The sequence below is a fragment of the Streptomyces sp. NBC_00726 genome (assembly GCF_045161735.1).
Classification (GTDB): Bacteria; Actinomycetota; Actinomycetes; order Streptomycetales; family Streptomycetaceae; genus Streptomyces.
Genome location: NZ_CP108983.1, coordinates 2,819,176 through 2,841,130, shown reverse-complemented (window position 1 = coordinate 2,841,130; position 21,955 = coordinate 2,819,176). Strand labels below are relative to the sequence as shown.

General features: G+C 69.0%; 16 protein-coding genes and 3 rRNA genes. 17 read left to right on the top strand and 2 right to left on the bottom strand.

The window, feature by feature from the left end; translation table 11 throughout:
- The first annotated feature begins 6 nt into the window (after positions 1 to 6).
- Entirely contained in the window at positions 7 to 1,905 is a 1,899-nt protein-coding gene (locus OG338_RS12570) for a hypothetical protein (protein WP_405937422.1), read from the top strand.
- Positions 1,906 to 1,919: 14 nt separating this feature from the next.
- On the opposite strand, the gene OG338_RS12565 is transcribed toward OG338_RS12570, so the two are convergent.
- On the bottom strand, positions 1,920 to 2,789 hold the full coding sequence (locus tag OG338_RS12565; RefSeq protein ID WP_405937421.1) for a hypothetical protein: 870 nt from the start codon (positions 2,787 to 2,789) through the stop codon (positions 1,920 to 1,922).
- Between the two features lie 41 nt (positions 2,790 to 2,830).
- On the opposite strand from OG338_RS12565, the gene OG338_RS12560 reads away from it, so the two are divergent.
- From OG338_RS12560 to proC, 9 genes are all read left to right on the top strand, one after another.
- A complete protein-coding gene (locus OG338_RS12560) occupies positions 2,831 to 3,781 on the top strand; it encodes a Ppx/GppA family phosphatase (RefSeq protein ID WP_405937420.1) in 951 nt (316 codons plus the stop codon).
- A gap of 85 nt (positions 3,782 to 3,866) precedes the next feature.
- Positions 3,867 to 4,682: a sugar phosphate isomerase/epimerase family protein gene (locus OG338_RS12555; protein WP_405940400.1), complete on the top strand. Its 816-nt coding sequence runs from the start codon at positions 3,867 to 3,869 to the stop codon at positions 4,680 to 4,682.
- Complete coding sequence (locus tag OG338_RS12550) at positions 4,679 to 5,302, top strand: TetR family transcriptional regulator (protein ID WP_405937419.1); 624 nt, start codon at positions 4,679 to 4,681, stop codon at positions 5,300 to 5,302. Before OG338_RS12555 ends, OG338_RS12550 begins: the two co-directional genes overlap by 4 nt.
- A gap of 118 nt (positions 5,303 to 5,420) precedes the next feature.
- A complete protein-coding gene (gene ilvD / locus OG338_RS12545) occupies positions 5,421 to 7,274 on the top strand; it encodes a dihydroxy-acid dehydratase (RefSeq protein ID WP_405937418.1) in 1,854 nt (617 codons plus the stop codon).
- Positions 7,275 to 7,458: 184 nt separating this feature from the next.
- Entirely contained in the window at positions 7,459 to 7,995 is a 537-nt protein-coding gene (locus OG338_RS12540) for a hypothetical protein (protein WP_405937417.1), read from the top strand.
- A 30-nt stretch (positions 7,996 to 8,025) separates the two neighbouring features.
- Positions 8,026 to 8,817: a class I SAM-dependent methyltransferase gene (locus OG338_RS12535; protein ID WP_405937416.1), complete on the top strand. Its 792-nt coding sequence runs from the start codon at positions 8,026 to 8,028 to the stop codon at positions 8,815 to 8,817.
- Between the two features lie 61 nt (positions 8,818 to 8,878).
- Positions 8,879 to 9,646: an ABC transporter ATP-binding protein gene (locus OG338_RS12530; protein WP_405937415.1), complete on the top strand. Its 768-nt coding sequence runs from the start codon at positions 8,879 to 8,881 to the stop codon at positions 9,644 to 9,646.
- The gene (locus OG338_RS12525; RefSeq protein ID WP_405937414.1) at positions 9,643 to 10,419 is read left to right on the top strand and encodes an ABC transporter permease; all 777 of its coding nucleotides are present in this window, start codon (positions 9,643 to 9,645) and stop codon (positions 10,417 to 10,419) included. Before OG338_RS12530 ends, OG338_RS12525 begins: the two co-directional genes overlap by 4 nt.
- Before the next feature lie 74 nt (positions 10,420 to 10,493).
- Positions 10,494 to 11,303, top strand: coding sequence for a pyrroline-5-carboxylate reductase (gene proC, locus OG338_RS12520; RefSeq protein WP_405937413.1), 810 nt, complete (start codon positions 10,494 to 10,496; stop codon positions 11,301 to 11,303).
- Position 11,304: 1 nt separating this feature from the next.
- Here the strand turns inward: proC and OG338_RS12515 are convergent, their stop codons facing one another.
- Entirely contained in the window at positions 11,305 to 11,889 is a 585-nt protein-coding gene (locus tag OG338_RS12515; RefSeq protein WP_405937412.1) for a cysteine hydrolase family protein, read from the bottom strand.
- Between the two features lie 74 nt (positions 11,890 to 11,963).
- On the opposite strand from OG338_RS12515, the gene OG338_RS12510 reads away from it, so the two are divergent.
- The 7 genes from OG338_RS12510 to OG338_RS12480 all read left to right on the top strand — a co-directional run bounded on the left by OG338_RS12510 (position 11,964) and on the right by OG338_RS12480 (position 21,885).
- Positions 11,964 to 12,986 (top strand): GlxA family transcriptional regulator, encoded by a 1,023-nt coding sequence (locus tag OG338_RS12510; RefSeq protein ID WP_405937411.1) that lies wholly within the window; start codon positions 11,964 to 11,966, stop codon positions 12,984 to 12,986.
- A 647-nt stretch (positions 12,987 to 13,633) separates the two neighbouring features.
- Positions 13,634 to 15,159: ribosomal RNA gene (locus OG338_RS12505) — 16S ribosomal RNA — on the top strand.
- A gap of 305 nt (positions 15,160 to 15,464) precedes the next feature.
- Positions 15,465 to 18,589: ribosomal RNA gene (locus tag OG338_RS12500) — 23S ribosomal RNA — on the top strand.
- A gap of 77 nt (positions 18,590 to 18,666) precedes the next feature.
- Positions 18,667 to 18,783: ribosomal RNA gene (gene rrf / locus OG338_RS12495) — 5S ribosomal RNA — on the top strand.
- The 16S, 23S and 5S rRNA genes sit together here, the layout of an rRNA operon.
- A 71-nt stretch (positions 18,784 to 18,854) precedes the next feature.
- The gene (locus tag OG338_RS12490) at positions 18,855 to 19,499 is read left to right on the top strand and encodes an HAD family hydrolase (protein ID WP_405937410.1); all 645 of its coding nucleotides are present in this window, start codon (positions 18,855 to 18,857) and stop codon (positions 19,497 to 19,499) included.
- A gap of 42 nt (positions 19,500 to 19,541) precedes the next feature.
- The gene (locus OG338_RS12485; protein WP_405937409.1) at positions 19,542 to 20,744 is read left to right on the top strand and encodes an MFS transporter; all 1,203 of its coding nucleotides are present in this window, start codon (positions 19,542 to 19,544) and stop codon (positions 20,742 to 20,744) included.
- Positions 20,713 to 21,885 (top strand): acetoin utilization protein AcuC, encoded by a 1,173-nt coding sequence (locus OG338_RS12480; RefSeq protein ID WP_405937408.1) that lies wholly within the window; start codon positions 20,713 to 20,715, stop codon positions 21,883 to 21,885. The genes OG338_RS12485 and OG338_RS12480 overlap by 32 nt, the downstream gene beginning before the upstream one ends.
- The last annotated feature ends 70 nt before the right edge of the window (positions 21,886 to 21,955 follow it).

Genomic DNA, 21,955 nt, shown 5'->3' with positions numbered 1-21,955 from the left:
CGCAAGGTGACGAGCAGCAGGCTGGAGACTCCGACGAACACCCCCGGCGCGCACAGGGGACAGCATCGCGCGCCCCACTCCTCGCCCGCCGCCCCGAAGAAGCCGCCCGCCCGTTACGAGCCGCATCTCGACGGCCTCTTCACCTACTGCCTCTCCGTCCTCTGCGACCACGACGCCGCCACCGAGGCGCTGGGCGGCGTCCTCGCCCTGGCCGAACGGCAGGGCTCCCGCTGCCCGGCCGACGAGGAGGAACGTAAAACCTGGCTGTACGCCCTGGCCAGGTGGACCTGCCTGCGCCGGCTCACCGCCCGGAAAAGCGGCCGCCACGCCCACCGCCGCCCCGCCCACCCCCCGCACGGCAGACCCCCCGACGAGGACCGGCACGCGTCGCGCTCCGCGCCGCAGCCGGCTTCGTGCAACGCCGGGCCGTCGTCCGCCACGACCGCCGGGCCGGCGTCGGCCCCGCACACCGCCCACACGACTGCCGCACCCACCGCCCCCGCACCCGCCGCCCACCCGGCCGCACCCGCCCCACCCGAAGGCCCCGCCGCCGAAGCGCACCGGCGGGAGCTCGCTCAGCTGGCCTGGCCGGAGGCCGCAGGCACCACGCCGGAGCAGCGCGAGGCCCTTGAGCTCGCCGTCCGGCACGGGCTGACCCCGCGTGCCGTCGCGGCGGTGCTCGGCCTCGCCCCCACGGCGGCCAGGGAGCTGCTGGCCGGTGCCGCCTGCGAGGTGGAGCGCACCCGGGCCGCCCTCGCTGTCGTGGAGACGGCCAACTGCCCCACGGCCGGCCGGCTCACCGGCGACCACCGCGCGCTGCTCTCGCCCGCCCTCCGCCGCGAGCTCGTCCGGCACGTCGACGACTGCCCGCGCTGCCGGCGTGCCGCCGAGCGCGCCGGGGCGGACGGGCCGTGGCCCGGGAAGACGGTCGCCCCGGCGGCCGCGCTGCCGGTCGTGGAGGCCCCGAGGCCATCCGCGTACGTGGCCATGCTGCACGCGCAGAAGCACCAGAAGAATCGGTCCGCCACACCCCGCTTCGACCGCACCGGCTTCCCCATGGACCCCAAGGACCACGCCGCGCGCCGCGGCCGGCTGCGCTCCCGGGTCATGACGACGACGGTCGTCGCCACGGTCGTCGCCGCCCCGGTCATCGCCCTGTGGTCCGCCTACCGGGGCGCGCCCCTCACCGGCGAGGGCCGCGACGGTTCGGCGGTCAGCGCGGCCGACAAGGAGACCGGCGGCGCCGAGACCCCGTACGCCCCCTACGAGAACGCCGGCAACGCCCGCCCGGACGCCGGTTCCCGGTTCACCGGCAAGGACTCCCTGCCGGAGGTCTCCGCGGAGATCATCAGCAAGGGCGCCGACCCCTCCCGCGACCCGGCCGCGCACGGCGAGGGCCGGCTCACCGTGCGGACCCGCACCGCCAGCTCCGCGACCCTGATCACCCTCACCGCCTCGAAGGCCGGCCCGGTCTCCTGGTCCGCCGCCACCGACCGGTCCTGGGTGAGCCTGAGCCGTGGCTCCGGGAAGCTCCCGGCCGGCGGGAGCGTCACGATCCGCGCCCTCGTGGACCACGCCCGGCAGCCCGAAGGACCCTGGACCGCCCACCTCACCGTCGCCCCCTCGGGCGCGGTCGTCGCGCTGCACGGCTACGGGGCCAAGGCGCCCGCGCCCCGCGACCGGCCACGCGTACTCCACCCGCGCCCGCTCCCGCCGAGGCCCGGCCCACCGGATCCGGACCCTTCCACCCCGGCCCCGGACCCCTCCACCCCGACGCCGGACCCGACCGGCCCGACGCCCACGCCCACGGACCCCGAGCCGAGCACCAGCCCGGACCCGACCGGTTCCTCCTCCGGACCGCCCGCCCCGCCGAAGGGGCCGAGCACCCCGCCCCGCGCGGACTGACCGTGCCGGGGGAGCTACGCCGGGTCCGCCGGGTGCGGGGCCATCGGCAGCAGCGAGGCGAGCCGCCGCTCGCACAGCTCGGACAGCGCGGCGTACGCCTCCTTGCCCATCATCTCGATGAGCTCCGGCCGGTACGACACGTACACCGGCTCACCGGCCCCGTGCGCCGAGGTCGCCGACGTGCACCACCAGTGCAGGTCGTGGCCGCCCGGGCCCCAGCCCCGCCGGTCGTACTCACCGATCGACACCTGGAGCACCCGCGTGTCGTCGGGCCGGTCGATCCACTCGTACGTACGCCGTACGGGCAGCTGCCAGCACACGTCCGGCTTGGTCTCCAGCGGCTCCCGGCCCTCCCGCAGCGCCAGGATGTGCAGCGAGCAGCCCGCCCCGGCGGGGAAGCCCGGCCGGTTCTGGAAGATGCACGAGCCCTGCCAGCGACGCGTCTGGCGGTCCCCGTCCTCGTCGGTCTGGGTCCAGCCCGTCTCCGTACCCACGTCGTGGAACTGCCACAGCTCCGGAGTGAGGCGCGCGACATGACCGGCCACCCGCTTCTCGTCGTCCTCGTCCGAGAAATGCGCGCCCAGCGTGCAGCAGCCGTCGTCGGCCCGGCCCGCCTGGATGCCCTGGCAGCCGCTGCCGAAGATGCACGTCCACCGGGACGTCAGCCAGGTCAGATCGCAGCGGAAGACCTGCTCGTCGTCGGCGGGATCGGGGAATTCCACCCAGGCGCGCGCGAAGTCCAGCTCCGTCTCGTCGGAGGGGTCCGGCGCCGCCGGCCTGTGCATCTCCACCTTCTCCACGTGCTTGATGTCCTGCGGGATCTCCGCCTCGGCGTCCCGCTTCTTCGTGGCTTTGCCCGGCTTCGCCTTTTTCGTCTTTGGCACGCGCCCAGAGTAAGTCCGCCACCCGCAGTAGCGTTCGCGGTATGAGACTCGGAGTCCTCGACGTGGGGTCGAACACGGTTCATCTGCTGGTGGTCGACGCGCACCCCGGCGCCCGCCCGCTGCCCGCGCACTCGCACAAGGCCGAACTGCGCCTCGCCGAACTCCTCGACGAGGACGGCGCGATCGGCCCGCTCGGCGTCGACCGGCTGGTCGGGACGATCGCGGACGCGCTCGAAGCCGCCGAGGACAAGGGCTGCGAGGACGTCCTCGCCTTCGCCACCTCCGCGGTACGCGACGCGAGCAACGCCGACCAGGTGCTGGAGCGGGTACGGGAGGAGACGGGCGTCGACCTCGCGGTCCTCAGCGGTACGGAGGAGGCCCGGCTCACCTTCCTCGCCGCCCGCCGCTGGTACGGCTGGTCCGCCGGCAAGCTGCTGGTCCTCGACATCGGCGGCGGCTCCCTGGAGATCGCGTACGGCATGGACGAGGAACCGGCCGCCGCGGTCTCGCTGCCGCTGGGCGCCGGGCGCCTCACCGCCGGCTGGCTGCCGGGCGACCCGCCGGACCCGGCCGAGGTCAAGGCGCTGCGCCGGCACGTACGGGCGCGCATCGCCCGCAGCGTCGGCGACTTCACCCGCATCGGCCGCCCGGACCATGTGGTGGCCACCTCCAAGACGTTCAAGCAGCTGGCCAGGATCGCGGGCGCGGCCCGCTCCGCCGAGGGCCAGTACGTGCCGCGCACCCTCAGCCGCAAGGCGGTGGAGGAGTGGGTGCCGAAGCTGGCCGCGATGACCGCCGAGGAGCGCGGCACCCTGCCCGGCGTGTCCGAGGGCCGGGCCGCGCAACTGCTGGCCGGGGCGCTGGTCGCGGAGGGCGCGATGGACCTGCTCGACGTGGACGAGCTGGAAATCTGCCCGTGGGCACTGCGCGAGGGCGTGATCCTGCGCCGCCTGGACCACCTGCCGTCGGCCGGGGAGCCGGCGCTGGACTGAGGGGGCGTGCGGCCCTTCTCACTTTCCGTCGCTCTCCCTCGGCGGGGCGCGGCCCTGCCCGTACGCTGTCTGCGTGGCAGAACCAGTGGTGCGCGTCCCGGATGCGAAGGTCGCCCTGTCGACGGCCTCGGTCTATCCGGAGTCGACGGCGACGGCCTTCGAGATCGCCGCGCGCCTCGGCTACGACGGCGTCGAGGTCATGGTCTGGACCGACCCGGTCAGCCAGGACATCGAGGCGCTGCGCCGGCTCTCCGACTACCACCAGGTGCCGATACTCGCCGTGCACGCGCCGTGTCTGCTGATCACCCAGCGGGTCTGGTCGACCGATCCGTGGGTCAAGCTCCAGCGGGCCCGCGCCGCCGCCGAGAAGCTGGGCGCGTCGACGGTCGTCGTGCACCCCCCGTTCCGGTGGCAGCGCAATTACGCCCGCGACTTCGTCAGCGGAATCTGGCGGATGGCCGACGAGACGGACGTCCGGTTCGCCGTCGAGAACATGTACCCGTGGCGCTACCGGGACCGCGAGATGCTCGCGTACGCCCCCGACTGGGACGTCACCAACGACGACTACCGGCACTTCACGGTAGACCTGTCGCACACCGCCACCGCGCGCACGGACGGCCTGGCCATGGTGGACCGGATGGGCGACCGGCTGGCCCACGTCCACCTGGCCGACGGCAAGGGCTCCAACAAGGACGAGCACCTGGTGCCCGGCCGGGGCGACCAGCCCTGCGCGGAACTCCTTGAGCGGCTGGCCGGCTCCGGCTTCGACGGACACGTGGTCATCGAGGTCAACACCCGCCGCGCGATGTCCTCCGCCGAACGCGAGGCCGACCTCGCCGAGGCGCTCGCCTTCACCCGGCTCCACCTCGCCGCCTCCACCGAGCGTGCCCCGCGCCCATGACCCCGGACGCACCGGCCCCCAAGCGCCGGGGCCGCCCCGCCCGCACCGCGTCGGACACCGGCCCGGACGCCCGCACCCGCATCCTGGAGGCCGCCCGCACGGAGTTCGCCGAGCGCGGGTACGACAAGACCTCGGTCCGGGGCATCGCCCGCGCGGCCGGCGTCGACTCCGCGCTGGTCCACCACTACTTCGGTACGAAGGACGAGGTCTTCGCCGCCGCGATCGAGCTGTCCTTCGAGCCCGCCCTGCTCGTCCCGGCCGTTCTCGAAGGCGACACCGCCGACGTGGGTGAACGCCTGGCGCGCGCCTTCATCGGCATCTGGGAGAACCCGGCGACCCGGGCCCCCCTCCTGGCCGTCCTCCGCTCCGCCCTCACCCACGAGGCCGCCGCGAAGGTCCTCCGAAGCTTCGTACTGCGCCGCCTGCTGGAACGCGTGGCCGCGGGCCTGGACATCCCGGACGCGACGTTCCGGGCGGAGCTGGCGGCGTCGCACATGGTGGGGATCGCGATCGTGCGGTACGTGTTGCGCGCCGAGCCGCTGGCGTCCGCACCGCCGGAGAAGATCGTGGCGATGGTGGCCCCGACGCTCCAGCGGTATCTGGCGGAGCCGTCCGCGTAAGCCTTACTCATAGCCCCGCCCCGCAAAAACATTCCGCATACCGGACACCCGGTCCACATCCTGGCACCGACGGCGTACGCTCAAGAGCAGTCTTCAACGCAGAAGGAGCGCAAAGACGATGCCCACGCTGAGGTCCCGCACAGTCACCCACGGCCGCAACATGGCGGGCGCCCGCGCCCTTATGCGCGCTTCCGGGGTACCCGGCGCGGACATCGGCCGGAAGCCGGTCATCGCCGTCGCCAACAGCTTCACGGAGTTCGTGCCGGGCCACACGCACCTGGCCCCCGTCGGCCGGATCGTCAGCGAGGCGGTCGTCGCCGCCGGAGGCATCCCGCGCGAGTTCAACACGATCGCCGTGGACGACGGCATCGCCATGGGCCACGGCGGCATGCTCTACAGCCTCCCCTCCCGCGACCTCATCGCGGACAGCGTGGAGTACATGGTCGAGGCGCACTGCGCCGACGCCCTGATCTGCATCTCCAACTGCGACAAGATCACCCCGGGCATGCTCAACGCCGCCCTGCGCCTGAACATCCCGACCGTCTTCGTCTCCGGCGGCCCGATGGAGTCGGGCCGCGCCACGCTGGTCGACGGCACGGTGCGCACGCTCGACCTGGTCGACGCGATGTCGGAGGCGGTCAACGACAAGATCTCCGACGAGGACATCCTCCGCATCGAGGAGAACGCCTGCCCCACCTGCGGTTCCTGTTCCGGCATGTTCACCGCCAACTCGATGAACTGCCTGACCGAGGCCATCGGCCTCTCCCTCCCCGGCAACGGATCGGTCCTGGCCACCCACACCGCACGCAAGGCGCTCTACGAGGACGCCGCCCGCACGGTGCTGGACCTGACCCGCCGCTACTACGAGCAGGACGACGAATCGGTCCTGCCCCGCAACATCGCCACAGCCGCCGCCTTCGGGAACGCCATGGCGCTCGACATCGCGATGGGCGGCTCCACCAACACGATCCTGCACCTCCTGGCCGCCGCCCAGGAGGCGGGCGTCCCCTACGGCCTGACCGAGATGGACGCCCTGTCGCGCCGCGTCCCATGCCTGGCCAAGGTCGCCCCCAACGTCGGCAAGAACCGCACGTACTACATGGAGGACGTGCACCGCGCCGGCGGCATCCCGGCCCTCCTCGGCGAACTGCACCGCGCGGGCCTGCTCAACGAGGACGTGCACTCCGTGCACAGCCCGTCGCTGGCCGACTGGCTGAAGACCTGGGACGTGCGCGGCGGCTCCCCGGCCCCGGAGGCGGTCGAGCTGTGGCACGCCGCTCCCGGCTGCGTGCGCTCGGCGGAGGCGTTCTCCCAGTCCGAGCGCTGGGACACCCTGGACCAGGACGCCGAGGGCGGCTGCATCCGCTCCGTGGAGCACGCCTACTCCAAGGACGGCGGCCTCGCGGTCCTGCGCGGCAATCTGGCCGTGGACGGCTGCGTCGTGAAGACGGCGGGTGTCGACGAGTCCATCTGGACCTTCGAGGGCCCGGCCGTCGTCTGCGAGTCGCAGGAGGAGGCCGTCCAGAAGATCCTCACCCAGCAGGTCAGCGAGGGCGACGTCGTCGTCATCCGCTACGAGGGCCCCAAGGGCGGCCCCGGCATGCAGGAGATGCTCTACCCGACCTCGTATCTGAAGGGCCGCGGCCTCGGCAAGACCTGCGCCCTGATCACGGACGGCCGGTTCTCCGGCGGCACCTCGGGCCTGTCCATCGGCCACGCCTCGCCCGAGGCGGCGTCCGGCGGCACGATCGCGCTGGTCGCGGACGGCGACCGCATCCGGATCGACATCCCGAACCGCTCGATCGACCTCCTGGTCCCCGACGAGGAGCTGGCCGCCCGCCGCGAGGCCCTGAACGGCGTGTACGCGCCGAAGAACCGCGACCGCAAGGTCTCGGCCGCCCTCCGCGCGTACGCCGCGATGGCGACGAGCGCCGACCGCGGCGCCGTCCGCGACGTCTCGAAGCTGGGCTGACGCGGTCGTGCGGCCCCCGCCCCGGGGGCCGCACGACCCGCCCGGGGCCCGCCCCACACCCCGCCGGACCCGGCCCCCGTATGCGGCGCCCAACGCGCCACGGCAGAGGCCCGCGCGGCGGCCCCGCCCCCGCGCCCCGCGCCCGCACCGCCGACGCAGTCGGCCCTGCGGGATAATCGACCTCGTGAGCGAGAACAGCGAGACCCCCGAAGGCGCGGCCCCCGGCCCGTCCGAGCCCGCGACCCCGCAGGGCCCGCAGCCCGAACCCCTCCGCTTCTTCGGCACCACCTGGGTCGCCCACGACGGCCACTACGGACTGCGCCGCGCCGGAGCCGCCGCCGGCTCCCTCCTTGCGGCGGCCGCCGCCTGCCTCGTCCTGCGCTTCGCGTACCAGGGCCTGGAGATCGCCGACGTCGGCGGCTTCGTCGGCGTGCTGGTGGTCGCGATGTTCGCCATCTGCAGCGCGATCGCCTTCCGCAAGACCTGGGAGGGCTTCGGCAGCCGCCCGGCCGACCCGGCCCGCGAGGAGAATCTGCGCGGCCTGAAGGCCATTGGCTTCGTCGGCTCGCTGCTCGCGTACTTCTTCCGTACGTTCACCGAGGCGCCCGGCGAGAAGCTGCGGCGTACGGAGTACGAGGAGGCCGTCGCCCGGTACGCGAAGCGCCGCGCCTCCCGCACCGGCAACCCGGCCGCCCGCAAGAAGAAGGGCCGCCGAGGCTGACACGCCCGGTCATGCGGGCACGATGACCGCATGACCACGACACACTCACCGGACGCCGCCCCGGGCCCCTCGCGCGCCCTCTCCTTCGACCGCGCCGCCGCCCAGTACGCCGCAGCCCGCCCCGGCTACCCGGACGCCCTGTTCGACGCCGTCGAGACCCTGTCCGGCCGCCCCCTGCGCGGTGCCCGCGCCCTGGACGTCGGCGCCGGCACCGGCATCGCGACCCGCCGCCTCCGCGACCGGGGTGCCCATGTCACCGCCGTCGAACCCGGCCCCGGCATGGCCGCCCAGCTCCGCCGGGACCTCCCGGACACCCCGCTGGTACGGGCCGACGGCAACCGGCTCCCGTTCGCGACGGCCACGGCCGACCTGATCACGTACGCCCAGTCCTGGCACTGGACCGACCCCGCCCGCGCGGCCGCCGAGGCCCGCCGCGTCCTGCGCCCGACCGGCACGCTCGCCCTCTGGTGGAACGTCGCGGACAGCACCGTCCCGTGGCTCGGCGCTCAGGAGGAACGGCTCGTCCGGTTCTTCGGCGTCGAGCCGGGCGGACCGGGCCGCGGCATCGCCCACGGCTCGGCCACCCAGGGCCGCGACCTGCCGCCGGAGCTCGACTTCACCTACCGCCGCGTCCCGTGGACCCGGCGCGTCCCCCTCGCCACCCACCTCGACAACCTCGGCAGCCACTCCGCGTTCCTGACCACCGACGACGAGGCGGCCCGCGGCTTCCTCGCCGAGGAGCGGGACCTGATCCTGGCGGAGTTCCCGGACGGCACGGTGGAGGAGGCATACGTCGTGGAGCTGTACGCGGCCGTGCGCTGAGCCGGGGCCGCACCCGCCCGGTCCCTTGACGGCGAGGCCCCTCGGAGCCAATATTCATCACATGATGAATTCTTCGGGCGTCGCCGTCGAGGCCCGTGGCCTCACCGTCCAACGAGGCAGCCGCACGGTCCTCAAGGGCCTCGACTTCACCGTCGAACCCGGCAGGATCACCGGCCTCCTCGGCCCCTCCGGCTGCGGCAAATCCACCCTCATGCGCGCCGTCGTGGGTACCCAGGCCAAGGTCACCGGCACCCTCCAGGTCCTCGGCAGCCCCGCCGGACACCCCTCCCTCCGCCCCCGCGTCGGGTACGTCACCCAGGCGCCCTCCGTCTACACCGACCTCACCGTCCGCCAGAACCTCGACTACTTCGCGGCGATCCTCCAGCCCGGCCGTGCCCACCGTGCCACCCGCCACGAGGCCGTCACCCGCGCGCTCACCGAAGTCGACCTGACCAGCCACGAGGACGACCTCGCCGGCAACCTCTCCGGCGGCCAGCGCACCCGCGTCTCGCTCGCCGCCGCCCTCCTCGGCACCCCCGGCCTGCTCGTCCTGGACGAACCGACCGTCGGCCTCGACCCGGTCCTGCGCCGCGACCTCTGGCAGCTCTTCCACACCCTCGCCGCCGAACGCGGCACCGCGCTCCTCATCTCCTCCCACGTCATGGACGAGGCCGAGCGCTGCCACCGCCTCCTCCTCATGCGCGAGGGCGAGATCCTCGCCGACAACTCCCCGGACGCCCTGCGCACCGCCGCCGGCACCGACACCGTCGAAGCGGCCTTCCTCCACCTGGTCGACGCGGCCGCCACCCGCAAGGAGAACGCCCGATGAGCACCCCGGCCCCCACCACCACCGGCACCGCACCTCTGAGCCCGGCCCGCACCCTCGCCACCGCCGCCCGCGTCCTGCGCCAGCTCGCCCACGACCCGCGTACGGTCGCGCTGCTCCTGCTGATCCCGGTCGTCCTGATCACACTGCTGCGCTACGTCTTCGACGGCAGCCCGCAGACCTTCGACTCGACCGGCGCCTCCCTGCTCGGGATCTTCCCGCTGATCACGATGTTCCTGGTCACCTCGATCGCCACCCTGCGCGAACGCACCTCCGGCACCCTGGAACGCCTGCTCTCGATGCCCCTCGGCAAGGGCGACCTCATCGCGGGTTACGCCCTCGCCTTCGGCGCCGTCGCCATCCTCCAGTCGCTCCTGGCCACCGCCCTGTCGGTATGGGCCCTCGGCCTGGACGTCATGGGCTCGCCGTGGCTGCTGCTCCTGGTCGCCCTGCTCGACGCGCTGCTCGGCACGGCGCTCGGGCTGTTCGTCTCGGCGTTCGCGGCCTCCGAATTCCAGGCCGTGCAGTTCATGCCCGCGGTGATCTTCCCGCAACTGCTCCTCTGCGGCCTCTTCATCCCGCGCGACCAGATGGCACCGGCCCTGGAGGCCGTCTCGGACGTGCTGCCGATGTCGTACGCCGTGGACGGCATGAACGAGGTGCTCCACCACACCGAGATCACCGGGGACTTCGTCCGTGACGTCCTCGTCGTGGCCGGCTGCGCCCTGCTCGTCCTGGCCCTCGGCGCGGCCACCCTCCGCCGCCGCACCGCCTGACCGGGCGGTGCGAAGATGGCGCCGACGAGCACTGAGCACCGCGCACATCGAGCACCGCCCGGAGGGTGAACGGCATGACCCAGACAGTTGCAGTCCTCGGTACCGGCAAGATCGGCGAGGCCCTGCTCAGCGGGATGATCCGGGCCGGCTGGCGCCCGTCGAACCTGCTGGTCACCACCCGCCGCGCGGACCGGGCCGCCGAACTGCGCGACCGCTACGGCGTGGACGCCGTCACCAACGCCGAGGCCGCCGAGCGGGCCGACATCCTCATCCTCGCGGTCAAGCCCCAGGACATGGGCCGCCTCCTGGACGAGCTGGCCCCGCACCTCGCGGCGGACCGCCTGGTCATCAGCGCGGCGGCCGGCATCACCACCGCGTTCATCGAGGACCGCCTCACCGCCGGCACACCCGTCGTCCGCGTCATGCCGAACACCCCCGTCCTGGTGGACGAGGGCATGTCGGTCATCTCCGGGGGCAGCCACGCCACGGGGGACCACCTCGCCTCGACGGACGCCATCTTCAAGGGCGTCGGCAAGACCCTGCGCGTCCCGGAGTCCCAGCAGGACGCTGCCACCGCCCTGTCCGGCTCGGGCCCGGCGTACTTCTACTTCCTGGTCGAGGCCATGACGGACGCCGGCATCCTGCTCGGCCTGCCGCGCGCCCAGGCCCATGACCTCATCGTCCAGGCCGCGATCGGCGCCGCCGTGATGCTCCGGGACAGCGGCGAGCACCCGGTCAAGCTCCGCGAGGCCGTCACCAGCCCGGCCGGCACCACCATCAGCGCCATCCGCGAGCTGGAGAACCACGGCGTACGCGCGGCCCTCATCGCCGCACTCGAAGCGGCCCGCGACCGCAGCCGCCAGCTGGCCTCCGGCAACGGCTGACTCAGCCCGCCGCGGCGATCACCTCGGCGCTCCGCACCACCTTCGCGAAGCCACCGCCGTGCAACGACACGGCGGTGGCCCGCGCCAGCTCGTCCGCCGTCAGCGCCAAGCCCCACGGCCCGGCCAGGTCGAAGGTGTGCGTCGCGTCGAGCGGCACGAACACCTCGTACCCCAGATTCCCCGCCATCCGCGCCGTCGTCTCGACGCACATATTGGTCTGGATGCCGGCGACCACGATCTGCCGCACCCCCGCCGCGTCCAGCCAGGCCCCCAGATCCGGCGTCCCGTAGAACGCCGAGTTCACGCTCTTCGTCAGCAACAGCTCGGGCCCACCACCCTTCCCGCGCCGCTCCTCCACGTACGCCTTGAAGTCGTTGCCCTCGTACCCCGCCCGCAACGGCGAACCGGGCTTCGGCGAGTCATGCCGTACGAAGACGACCGGGCGCCCGCTCGCCTGCCAGGCGTCGATCAGCCCGGCGATGTTCTCGTCGGCCTCCGGATTGTTCCGCGGCCCCCAGAACTCCTCCTCCTCGAACCCCCGCTGTACGTCCACCACGACCAGTGCTGCGTTCTCCGCGATCTCCATGACCACGATCCTGCCGCTCGGGAGCCCGCCGCCCCAGAGGTCACAAAGCCATCGACCGATGGTTTACTGCCACCATGGCCCCGCCCGGACAGCCCCGCACCGATCCCTTCCGCGTCGCCCTCGTCGCGTTCCCCGGCATCCGGGCCTTCGACGTCTCGGTCATCACGGAGGTCTGGGGTGTGGACCGTACGGACCGGGGCGTCCCGCCCTTCGTCCTGCGCCGCACGGCGGCGACCGACGCCCCGATTCCGCTGCGCGGCGGACTCGCCCTGACCCCCGACCGCACCCTGAGCTGGCTCGCCCGCGCCGATCTCCTCGTGGTCCCGGGCCTCGACGACCAGGTGACGCCGGCCCCGGAGCCGGTCCTCGAAGCGCTGCGCCGGGCCCATGACCGGGGGACCCCGATCGCGGCCCTCTGCGGCGGAGCCTTCACGCTCGCGCAGGCCGGCCTCCTCGACGGCCGCCGCGCCGTCACCCACTGGAACCTCACCCGTCACCTGCGCACCCGCCACCCCGGCGTGACCGTCGTCCCGGACGCGCTCTTCGTCCATGACGGCAACCTCTGGACCTCGGCGGGCACCGCGGCCGGCATCGACCTGTGCCTCCATCTCGTACGTACGAGCCAGGGCGCGGAGGCCGCGGCAACGATCGCCCGTTCGATGGTGACCGCCCCTTTCCGTACGGGCACCCAGGCGCAGTTCATCGAGCACCCCACCCCGCAGACCGACCGCGACGCCGACACCCTCGCCGCCGTACGCGCCCACGCCCTGGCCCGTCTGGACCAGCCGCACACCGTCGCGGAGCTGGCCGCGCTGGCCGGCATGTCCCCGCGGTCCTTCGCCCGCCACTTCCAGGCGACGACCGGCACGACCCCGGTGCGCTGGCTGATCACCCAGCGCGTCGCCGCAGCTCAGAAGCTGCTGGAGCGCACGGACCTGGCCCTGCCCGAGATCGCCCGGCGCACCGGCTTCGGCAGCGAGGTCACCATGCGCCAGCACTTCGCGACCCACCTAGCCACCAGCCCGCGCGACTACCGCCTCGCCTTCCGCCGCAGTGCGCCGAGGTCGGAGGTTGACACGGCCTCCCAGCATCCGTAGTGTGCTCCGAGTTGTCCGACGTGAGCGCCGACCCCGGTCGGTCCCCGGACAACCATTCCGCAAGAAACACAACGAGCACGCGACAGCTGTCGCATGTCTTGGTGTGCGCTTATGCGAAATGAGGAATCCGCGTTCGAAGGAGCGCGACCCCGATTAGCGTCGGGGCCCGGGAATCCGCTAATGTCTCACTCGTCGGAACGGCCCAACAGCCCGGAGGACAAGCCCCGCTGACTGGGAATCAGGCCCGAAAGGATCTGATAGAGTCGGACTCGCCGGAAAGGGAAACGCGAAAGCGAAGAACTGGAAAGCGAAAATCGCTTGACCCGCTTCGACCGGGAATCGGACACGAAAGAGTCTGATAGAGTCGGAAACGCAAGACCGAAGGGAAGCGCCCGGAGGAAAGCCCGAGAGGGTGAGTACAAAGGAAGCGTCCGTTCCTTGAGAACTCAACAGCGTGCCAAAAGTCAACGCCAGATATGTTGATACCCCGGCCTGCTTCGGCAGGTTGGAGGTTCCTTTGAAAGCCCTACCGGTCCCGCCTTTGCGGGTCGGGTAGGCAAAACACAGCGAGGACGCAGTGGACGACAGGTCATATTCCGGCCTTGTTGTTCCGCTCTCGTGATGTGTTACCCGATTACGGGAAAACATTCACGGAGAGTTTGATCCTGGCTCAGGACGAACGCTGGCGGCGTGCTTAACACATGCAAGTCGAACGATGAAGCCCTTCGGGGTGGATTAGTGGCGAACGGGTGAGTAACACGTGGGCAATCTGCCCTTCACTCTGGGACAAGCCCTGGAAACGGGGTCTAATACCGGATAATACTTTCTTCCTCCTGGGAGAAGGTTGAAAGCTCCGGCGGTGAAGGATGAGCCCGCGGCCTATCAGCTAGTTGGTGGGGTAATGGCCTACCAAGGCGACGACGGGTAGCCGGCCTGAGAGGGCGACCGGCCACACTGGGACTGAGACACGGCCCAGACTCCTACGGGAGGCAGCAGTGGGGAATATTGCACAATGGGCGAAAGCCTGATGCAGCGACGCCGCGTGAGGGATGACGGCCTTCGGGTTGTAAACCTCTTTCAGCAGGGAAGAAGCGAAAGTGACGGTACCTGCAGAAGAAGCGCCGGCTAACTACGTGCCAGCAGCCGCGGTAATACGTAGGGCGCAAGCGTTGTCCGGAATTATTGGGCGTAAAGAGCTCGTAGGCGGCTTGTCACGTCGGTTGTGAAAGCCCGGGGCTTAACCCCGGGTCTGCAGTCGATACGGGCAGGCTAGAGTGTGGTAGGGGAGATCGGAATTCCTGGTGTAGCGGTGAAATGCGCAGATATCAGGAGGAACACCGGTGGCGAAGGCGGATCTCTGGGCCATTACTGACGCTGAGGAGCGAAAGCGTGGGGAGCGAACAGGATTAGATACCCTGGTAGTCCACGCCGTAAACGTTGGGAACTAGGTGTTGGCGACATTCCACGTCGTCGGTGCCGCAGCTAACGCATTAAGTTCCCCGCCTGGGGAGTACGGCCGCAAGGCTAAAACTCAAAGGAATTGACGGGGGCCCGCACAAGCAGCGGAGCATGTGGCTTAATTCGACGCAACGCGAAGAACCTTACCAAGGCTTGACATACACCGGAAAGCATCAGAGATGGTGCCCCCCTTGTGGTCGGTGTACAGGTGGTGCATGGCTGTCGTCAGCTCGTGTCGTGAGATGTTGGGTTAAGTCCCGCAACGAGCGCAACCCTTGTTCTGTGTTGCCAGCATGCCCTTCGGGGTGATGGGGACTCACAGGAGACTGCCGGGGTCAACTCGGAGGAAGGTGGGGACGACGTCAAGTCATCATGCCCCTTATGTCTTGGGCTGCACACGTGCTACAATGGCCGGTACAATGAGCTGCGATGCCGTGAGGCGGAGCGAATCTCAAAAAGCCGGTCTCAGTTCGGATTGGGGTCTGCAACTCGACCCCATGAAGTCGGAGTTGCTAGTAATCGCAGATCAGCATTGCTGCGGTGAATACGTTCCCGGGCCTTGTACACACCGCCCGTCACGTCACGAAAGTCGGTAACACCCGAAGCCGGTGGCCCAACCCCTTGTGGGAGGGAGCTGTCGAAGGTGGGACTGGCGATTGGGACGAAGTCGTAACAAGGTAGCCGTACCGGAAGGTGCGGCTGGATCACCTCCTTTCTAAGGAGCACTTCTTACCAAGCCTTGCTTGGTCAGAGGCCAGAACACCGGCGAATGTCCGGTGCTGGTAGCTCATGGGTGGAACGTTGACTACTCGGCACGGCAAGTTGTTGACCGTTAGTACTGCTCTTCGGAGCGTGGAACGTGGTCGGGGACTGGTCGGGTCGGGCACGCTGTTGGGTATCTGAAGGTACGGCCGTGATGGTCGTCCTTCGGTTGCCGGCCCCAGTGAACTTGTTCTTCGGAGCAGGGTGGTGGGTGGCTGGTCGTTGTTTGAGAACTGCACAGTGGACGCGAGCATCTGTGGCCAAGTTTTTAAGGGCGCACGGTGGATGCCTTGGCACCAGGAACCGATGAAGGACGTGGGAGGCCACGATAGGCCCCGGGGAGCTGTCAACCGAGCTTTGATCCGGGGGTGTCCGAATGGGGAAACCCGGCAGTCGTCATGGGCTGTCACCCGCTGCTGAACACATAGGCAGTGTGGAGGGAACGAGGGGAAGTGAAACATCTCAGTACCCTCAGGAAGAGAAAACAACCGTGATTCCGGGAGTAGTGGCGAGCGAAACTGGATGAGGCCAAACCGTATGCGTGTGATACCCGGCAGGGGTTGCGTATGCGGGGTTGTGGGATCTCTCTTTCATGGTCTGCCGGCCGTGAGACGAGTCAGAAACCGTTGATGTAGGCGAAGGACATGCGAAAGGTCCGGCGTAGAGGGTAAGACCCCCGTAGCTGAAACATTGACGGCTCGTTTGAGAGACACCCAAGTAGCACGGGGCCCGAGAAATCCCGTGTGAATCTGGCGGGACCACCCGTTAAGCCTAAATATTCCCTGGTGACCGATAGCGGATAGTACCGTGAGGGAATGGTGAAAAGTACCGCGGGAGCGGAGTGAAATAGTACCTGAAACCGTGTGCCTACAAGCCGTGGGAGCGTCGCGCATCGAGCTTGCTCGGTGCGTCGTGACTGCGTGCCTTTTGAAGAATGAGCCTGCGAGTTAGCGGTGTGTAGCGAGGTTAACCCGTGTGGGGAAGCCGTAGCGAAAGCGAGTCCGAATAGGGCGTTTGAGTTGCACGCTCTAGACCCGAAGCGGAGTGATCTAGCCATGGGCAGGTTGAAGCGGAGGTAAGACTTCGTGGAGGACCGAACCCACCAGGGTTGAAAACCTGGGGGATGACCTGTGGTTAGGGGTGAAAGGCCAATCAAACTCCGTGATAGCTGGTTCTCCCCGAAATGCATTTAGGTGCAGCGTCGTGTGTTTCTTGCCGGAGGTAGAGCACTGGATAGGCGATGGGCCCTACCGGGTTACTGACCTTAGCCAAACTCCGAATGCCGGTAAGTGAGAGCGCGGCAGTGAGACTGTGGGGGATAAGCTCCATGGTCGAGAGGGAAACAGCCCAGAGCATCGACTAAGGCCCCTAAGCGTACGCTAAGTGGGAAAGGATGTGGAGTCGCAGAGACAACCAGGAGGTTGGCTTAGAAGCAGCCACCCTTGAAAGAGTGCGTAATAGCTCACTGGTCAAGTGATTCCGCGCCGACAATGTAGCGGGGCTCAAGCGTACCGCCGAAGTCGTGTCATTCCAGCATGAACCCCCAACGGGGGCTGGGATGGGTAGGGGAGCGTCGTGTGCCGGGTGAAGCAGCACCGGAAGGTAGTTGTGGACGGTTCACGAGTGAGAATGCAGGCATGAGTAGCGATACACACGTGAGAAACGTGTGCGCCGATTGACTAAGGGTTCCTGGGTCAAGCTGATCTGCCCAGGGTAAGTCGGGACCTAAGGCGAGGCCGACAGGCGTAGTCGATGGACAACCGGTTGATATTCCGGTACCCGCTTTGAAACGCCCAGTACTGAGCCCATTAATGCTAAGTCCGTGAAGCCGGCCTGATCTCTTCGGAGTTGAGGGTAGTGGTGGAGCCGATGAACCAAGGTGGTAGTAGGTAAGCGATGGGGTGACGCAGGAAGGTAGTCCAGCCCGGGCGGTGGTTGTCCCGGGGTAAGGGTGTAGGCCGTGTGGTAGGTAAATCCGTCACACGTTAAGGCTGAGACCTGATGCCGAGCCGATTGTGGTGAAGTGGATGATCCTATGCTGTCGAGAAAAGCCTCTAGCGAGTTTCATGGCGGCCCGTACCCTAAACCGACTCAGGTGGTCAGGTAGAGAATACCGAGGCGTTCGGGTGAACTATGGTTAAGGAACTCGGCAAAATGCCCCCGTAACTTCGGGAGAAGGGGGGCCATCTTTGGTGATAGCACTTGCTGCTTGAGCTGGGGGTGGCCGCAGAGACCAGCGAGAAGCGACTGTTTACTAAAAACACAGGTCCGTGCGAAGCCGTAAGGCGATGTATACGGACTGACGCCTGCCCGGTGCTGGAACGTTAAGGGGACCGGTTAGCTGCTCTTCGGGGTGGCGAAGCTGAGAACTTAAGCGCCAGTAAACGGCGGTGGTAACTATAACCATCCTAAGGTAGCGAAATTCCTTGTCGGGTAAGTTCCGACCTGCACGAATGGCGTAACGACTTCTCGACTGTCTCAACCATAGGCCCGGTGAAATTGCACTACGAGTAAAGATGCTCGTTTCGCGCAGCAGGACGGAAAGACCCCGGGACCTTTACTATAGTTTGATATTGGTGTTCGGTTCGGCTTGTGTAGGATAGGTGGGAGACTTTGAAGCGGCCACGCCAGTGGTTGTGGAGTCGTCGTTGAAATACCACTCTGGTCGTGCTGGATGTCTAACCTGGGTCCGTGATCCGGATCAGGGACAGTGTCTGATGGGTAGTTTAACTGGGGCGGTTGCCTCCTAAAGGGTAACGGAGGCGCCCAAAGGTTCCCTCAGCCTGGTTGGCAATCAGGTGTTGAGTGTAAGTGCACAAGGGAGCTTGACTGTGAGACCGACGGGTCGAGCAGGGACGAAAGTCGGGACTAGTGATCCGGCAGTGGCTTGTGGAAGCGCTGTCGCTCAACGGATAAAAGGTACCCCGGGGATAACAGGCTGATCTTCCCCAAGAGTCCATATCGACGGGATGGTTTGGCACCTCGATGTCGGCTCGTCGCATCCTGGGGCTGGAGTCGGTCCCAAGGGTTGGGCTGTTCGCCCATTAAAGCGGTACGCGAGCTGGGTTTAGAACGTCGTGAGACAGTTCGGTCCCTATCCGCTGTGCGCGTAGGAATATTGAGAAGGGCTGTCCCTAGTACGAGAGGACCGGGACGGACGAACCTCTGGTGTGCCAGTTGTTCTGCCAAGGGCATGGCTGGTTGGCTACGTTCGGAAAGGATAACCGCTGAAAGCATCTAAGCGGGAAGCCTGCTTCGAGATGAGTATTCCCACCCTCTTGAGGGGTTAAGGCTCCCAGTAGACGACTGGGTTGATAGGCCAGATGTGGAAGCCTGGTAACGGGTGGAGCTGACTGGTACTAATAGGCCGAGGGCTTGTCCTCAGTTGCTCGCGTCCACTGTGTTTGTTCTGAAATAACGAACGGCCGTGTTGTTGTCCGGTGTTCAAATTTCATAGTGTTTCGGTGGTCATTGCGTTAGGGAAACGCCCGGTTACATTCCGAACCCGGAAGCTAAGCCTTTCAGCGCCGATGGTACTGCAGGGGGGACCCTGTGGGAGAGTAGGACGCCGCCGAACTCCTTTTAGGAAGAGCCCCGTGCCCTTGTGGCACGGGGCTTTTTCGCGTTCTGACCCTTTAAAGTCGTGCCATGCGCTACGAACTTGTCATCTTCGACAACGACGGTGTGCTCGTCGACAGCGAGCCGATCTCCAACACCATCCTGGCCGGCTACCTCACGGAGCTGGGCCACCCCACCTCGTACGAGGAATCCCTGCGGGACTACATGGGGTCCGCCGTGCACCGCGTCCACGACCTCGTCCAGGAGCGGACCGGGACCAAGCTGCCCGAGGACTTCGACGTCACCCTGCACTCGCGGATCTTCGCCGCGTTCGAAGAGGAGCTGGAGCCCGTCCCCGGCGTGGACGACCTGCTGGGCAAGCTGGTCGCCGACGGCGTCCCGTACTGTGTCGCCTCCTCCAGCAGCCACCAGCGCATCCGGGTCAGCCACCGGAAGACCGGGCTCGACCAGTGGTTCGAGGAGGAGTGGATCTTCAGTGCCGAGGACGTCGGCCGGGGCAAGCCGGCGCCCGACCTCTTCTTCCTCGCCGCCGAGCGCATGGGCGTCGCGCCCGAGCGGTGTGTGGTCATCGAGGACAGCCCGCTCGGGGTCGAGGCGGCCCGGGCAGCCGGCATGGACGTCTACGGGTTCACGTCGATGATGCCCGCGGACCGGCTGACCGGTGTGACCGGGTATTTCTCGGACATGAGCCAGCTGCCGGAATTGCTTGCCTGACGCGTCTACCCACGGGTAGAAACTGGCTCTACGCTCGCCGCCATGACAGATGCACGGTTGCGGCACGGCAGGGCGTCCCTCGCGTTGAGCTTCTTCGTGCAGGGGGCCACCTTCGCCCTTCTGGTGACGCGGATTCCCGCCATCCAGGACCGGTACGGGATATCCGACGGCCTGCTGCCCGTGTTCCTCGCCGCCGTCCCGATCCTGGCCGGGGTGGGCAGTGTGCTCACCGAGAAGATCGTCGCCCGGGTCCGGCCCCGGGTCGTCCTGCGCTGGACGCAGCCCGTCGTCCTCCTCGCGCTCCTCGGCGTCGGCGCCGGCAGCGAGCTCTGGCAGGCCGCCCTCGCGCTCGGGGTGTTCGGCCTCGCCGTCGGCGCGCTGGACGCGTCCATGAACATGATGGGCGTCAGCCTCCAGCGGGCGTACGGGCGCTCCATCATGCTCGGGTTCCACGCCGCGTACAGCCTGGGCGGGATCGCGGGGGCCTCGATGGCCTGGGCCGGGGCGCACTGGGACCTGTCGTTGCTGGTCTCGTACCTTCCGGCGGTCGTGGTGCTGCTGCCCGCGGCGTTCATCGGGAGCCGGTGGTACGTGGAGGGCGCGGACGGGACGCCGGAATCCGCGGCGGACAAGGGGGCGGCCGCGGCGGTCTCCTTCCGGCTGCTGCTTCCGCTGTGCCTGGTCATGGCGTTCGCGTACATCGGCGACTCGACGGTCTCCAACTGGAGCGCGAAGTATCTCCAGGACGTCCTGGGCAGTTCGGAGCAGCTGTCCACCGTCCCGTACAACGTCTACATGGTGACCACCCTGCTGGGGCGGGCCGTCGGGGACCTCGGGGTGCGGCGGTTCGGGGCGGTGGCCGTGGTGCGGGGCGGGACCGTGCTCGCGGCCGGCGGGTTCGGGGTGGTGGCCCTGGCCGGCGGGGCGTGGACCGGGATGCTCGGGTTCACCCTGCTGGGGCTCGGGCTGTGCGTGATCGTGCCGCAGACCTTCGCGGCGGCCGGGCGGATGTTCCCCGGGGCGAGCGACACCGCGATCGCCCGGCTGAACATCTTCAACTACGTGGGCTTCCTCGTCGGCTCCCCGCTCGTCGGGGCGCTCGGGGACGCCTGGAGCTACCGGGGCGCCATGCTCGTACCGATGGTGCTGGTGCTGGCCACGCTGCTGTACGCCAAGTCGTTCGGGGCGGAACCCGCCCGATACGGTGGCGGGCATGAGCGGCCGCGCACAGCTGATGTGGGATGACGCAGTAACGGGCTACGACTTCGGGGAGAGCCACCCGATGGACCCCGTCAGGCTCGCCCTGACGATGGGCCTGGTGCGGGCGTTCGGCCTGGACCGCGCGGTCGACGTGGTCGCGGCCAAGCCGGCCGGGGACTCCACGCTGCGGCTCGTGCACCGCCCGGACTACGTGGCGGCGGTGAGGGCCGCGTCCGCCGACCCCCGCTCGGCCGACCAGAAGTACGGCATCGGGACCGAGGACGATCCGGCGTTCGCCGGGATGCACGAGGTGTCCGCGCTGATCGCCGGGCAGTCCGTGGCCGCCGCCGAGGCGGTCTGGCGCGGCGAGACCCGGCACGCGGTGAACTTCACCGGCGGGCTGCACCACGCGATGCCCGGCGGCGCGGCCGGCTTCTGCGTCTACAACGACCCGGCGCTCGCCATCGCCCGGCTCCTGGAGCTGGGCGCCGAGCGCGTCGCGTACGTCGACGTCGACGTGCACCACGGCGACGGAGTGCAGGCGGCCTTCTGGGAGGACCCCCGCGTCCTGACGGTCTCCCTGCACGAGCACCCGCGCACCCTGTTCCCGCAGACCGGCTGGCCGGAGGAGACCGGGGCCGGGCCCGGCGAGGGCGGGGCCGTCAATGTGGCGCTGCCCGCCGGGACCGGGGACGCGGGGTGGCTGCGGGCGTTCCACGCGGTGGTCCCCGAGCTGCTGGCGGACTTCCGGCCGCAGGTCCTGGTGACCCAGCACGGGGCGGACACGCACTTCGAGGACCCCCTGGCGCATCTGGCGGTCTCGCTCGACGCGCAGCGCTCGGTGATGGCCGCGTGCCACGACCTGGCGCACACGTACGCCGACGACGGGCGCTGGGTGGCGCTCGGCGGCGGGGGTTACGCGGTGGTGGACGTGGTGCCCAGGTCCTGGACGCACCTCGTGGGCATCGCCGCTCACGCCCCGGTGGACCCGGAGTCGGTGATCCCGTCCTCGTGGCGGGACGAGGTGTACGCGCGGACGCGGCAGTTGGGGCCGGCGCGGATGACGGACGGGCGGACGCCGTCGTGGTCGGCCTGGGAGGACGGGTACGACCCGGCGGACCGGCTGGACCAGGCGGTGCTCGCGACGCGGCGGGCGGCGTTCCCGCTGCGCGGGCTGCTGACCTGACCCGGGCACGGAGGGCCTGATCCGGGCACGGAGTGCTCGCGGGGTTACGGGGTTGAGTACGGTTTACGCC

Excerpts from the sequence above, each read along its gene's own strand:
- OG338_RS12550 (WP_405937419.1), top strand. The coding sequence starts at position 4,679 with ATGACCCCGGACGCACCGGCCCCCAAGCGCCGGGGCCGCCCCGCCCGC.
- OG338_RS12535 (WP_405937416.1), top strand. The coding sequence starts at position 8,026 with ATGACCACGACACACTCACCGGACGCCGCCCCGGGCCCCTCGCGCGCC.
- OG338_RS12530 (WP_405937415.1), top strand. The coding sequence starts at position 8,879 with ATGATGAATTCTTCGGGCGTCGCCGTCGAGGCCCGTGGCCTCACCGTC.
- OG338_RS12480 (WP_405937408.1), top strand. The coding sequence starts at position 20,713 with ATGAGCGGCCGCGCACAGCTGATGTGGGATGACGCAGTAACGGGCTAC.
- proC (WP_405937413.1), top strand. The coding sequence starts at position 10,494 with ATGACCCAGACAGTTGCAGTCCTCGGTACCGGCAAGATCGGCGAGGCC.
- OG338_RS12560 (WP_405937420.1), top strand. The coding sequence starts at position 2,831 with ATGAGACTCGGAGTCCTCGACGTGGGGTCGAACACGGTTCATCTGCTG.
- ilvD (WP_405937418.1), top strand. The coding sequence starts at position 5,421 with ATGCCCACGCTGAGGTCCCGCACAGTCACCCACGGCCGCAACATGGCG.
- OG338_RS12515 (WP_405937412.1), bottom strand. The coding sequence starts at position 11,889 with ATGGAGATCGCGGAGAACGCAGCACTGGTCGTGGTGGACGTACAGCGG.
- OG338_RS12490 (WP_405937410.1), top strand. The coding sequence starts at position 18,855 with ATGCGCTACGAACTTGTCATCTTCGACAACGACGGTGTGCTCGTCGAC.
- OG338_RS12525 (WP_405937414.1), top strand. The coding sequence starts at position 9,643 with ATGAGCACCCCGGCCCCCACCACCACCGGCACCGCACCTCTGAGCCCG.
- OG338_RS12485 (WP_405937409.1), top strand. The coding sequence starts at position 19,542 with ATGACAGATGCACGGTTGCGGCACGGCAGGGCGTCCCTCGCGTTGAGC.
- OG338_RS12510 (WP_405937411.1), top strand. The coding sequence starts at position 11,964 with ATGGCCCCGCCCGGACAGCCCCGCACCGATCCCTTCCGCGTCGCCCTC.